Origin of the sequence: Devosia sp. (genome assembly GCF_036406155.1) — a bacterium.
Classification (GTDB): domain Bacteria; phylum Pseudomonadota; class Alphaproteobacteria; order Rhizobiales; family Devosiaceae; genus Devosia_A.
This window is the reverse complement of sequence record NZ_DASWVV010000073.1, coordinates 1-1,753: the sequence shown is the minus strand read 5'-3', so window position 1 is coordinate 1,753 and position 1,753 is coordinate 1. Positions and strand designations below refer to the sequence as shown.

General features: G+C 68.4%; 1 protein-coding gene. It reads right to left on the bottom strand.

Going from position 1 to position 1,753, the window contains the following annotated elements; translation table 11 throughout:
* Window positions 1-159: 159 nt before the first annotated feature.
* The coding region (locus tag VGD93_RS04620; protein WP_395009647.1) for a DNA translocase FtsK at window positions 160-1,753 on the bottom strand (1,594 nt) is incomplete at its 5' end.

The following is a 1,753-nucleotide window of genomic DNA, read 5'->3' as shown; positions in this document are numbered from 1 at the left end:
CACCCGGCCGCTCCGGCGAGGCGCCAGCCTCACCCTTTTGCGGACTACCCGCTCCGAGGCGACCGCCTCGCCGGGGCCGCTTCCCTCGACAAGGGAGGCGGCGCACAGACAGAGGCGAAACCGTAAGGCGGAATGCCCGGGCGGCGTTTCGGCGCGCCCTCAGTAGGGCTCGCTGCCGACGAGGATTTCGCGCTTGCCGGCGTGGTTGGCCTGGCTGATCACGCCCTCCTGCTCCATGCGCTCGATCAGCGTCGCCGCCTTGTTGTAGCCGATGGCGAGGCGGCGCTGGATGTAGGAGGTGGACGCCTTCTTGTCGGTCAGGACGATGTGCACGGCCTTGTCGTAGAGCTCGTCGCCCGAACCCGGCCCCATGTCGTCGCCCACGGCGCTGTCGGGATCGAACTCATCCTCCTCGGCGGTGATCGAGTCGAGATAGTCGGGAGCGCCCTGCGTCTTGAGATGCGCCACCACCGCCTCGACCTCGGCGTCGGAGACGAAGGGGCCGTGCAGGCGCCGGATGCGGCCGCCGCCGGCCATGTACAGCATGTCGCCGTTGCCCAGCAGTTGCTCGGCCCCCTGCTCGCCCAGGATGGTGCGCGAATCGATCTTGGAGGTGACCTGGAAGGAGACGCGGGTGGGGAAGTTGGCCTTGATGGTGCCGGTGATGACGTCGACCGAGGGGCGCTGCGTCGCCGTGATCATGTGGATGCCGGCGGCGCGCGCCATCTGCGCCAGGCGCTGGATGGCGCCTTCGATGTCCTTGCCGGCGACCATCATCAAATCGGCCATCTCGTCGACGATGACGACGATATAGGGCAGCGGCTCGAGGTCGAACTGCTCGCTCTCGAAGATGGCTTCGCCGGTTTCCTTGTCGAAGCCGGTCTGCACCGTGCGGGTGATGACCTCGCCCTTGCGCTTGGCCTCGGTGACGCGCTGGTTGAAGCCGTCGATGTTGCGCACCCCGACCTTGCTCATCTTGCGGTAGCGGTCCTCCATCTCGCGGACCGCCCATTTGAGCGCCACCACCGCCTTGGACGGGTCGGTGACCACGGGGGTGAGCAGATGCGGGATGCCGTCATAGATGCTGAGTTCCAGCATCTTGGGGTCGATCATGATCAGCCGGCACTGCTCGGGCGTCATCTGGTAGAGCAGTGACAGGATCATGGTGTTGATGCCCACCGACTTGCCCGAGCCGGTGGTGCCGGCGATGAGCAGGTGCGGCATGCGCGCCAGGTCGGCGATGATCGGCTCGCCGCCGATGGTCTTGCCGAGGCAGATGGGCAGCTTGCCCTTCATCTTCTCGAAATCGGACGACGCCAGCATCTCGCGCAGATAGACGGTCTCGCGGCTCTCGTTGGGCAATTCGATGCCGATGGCGTTGCGGCCGGGGACGACGGCGACGCGGGCCGAGATGGCGCTCATCGAGCGGGCGATGTCGTCGGCGAGCGAGATGACGCGGCTCGACTTGATGCCGGGCGCCGGCTCGAGCTCGAACAGGGTGACGACCGGGCCCGGCCGCACGTTGATGATGTCGCCCTTGACGCCGAAATCCTGCAGCACGCCCTCGAGCCGGCGGGCCATGGCCTCGAGCCGCTCGGGCGCGTGCTCGGGGCTCGGCCCCTTGTGCCGCGGGGTGGCCAGGAGGCTCAACTCCGGCAGCTCGAAGCCGCCCGGATCGTCGAGCAGCGAGCCCTGCGCCTCGCGGCTGGCGCGCAGGCCGGGCGTCGGCCGCGCCGCCGGGGCGGCGACACGG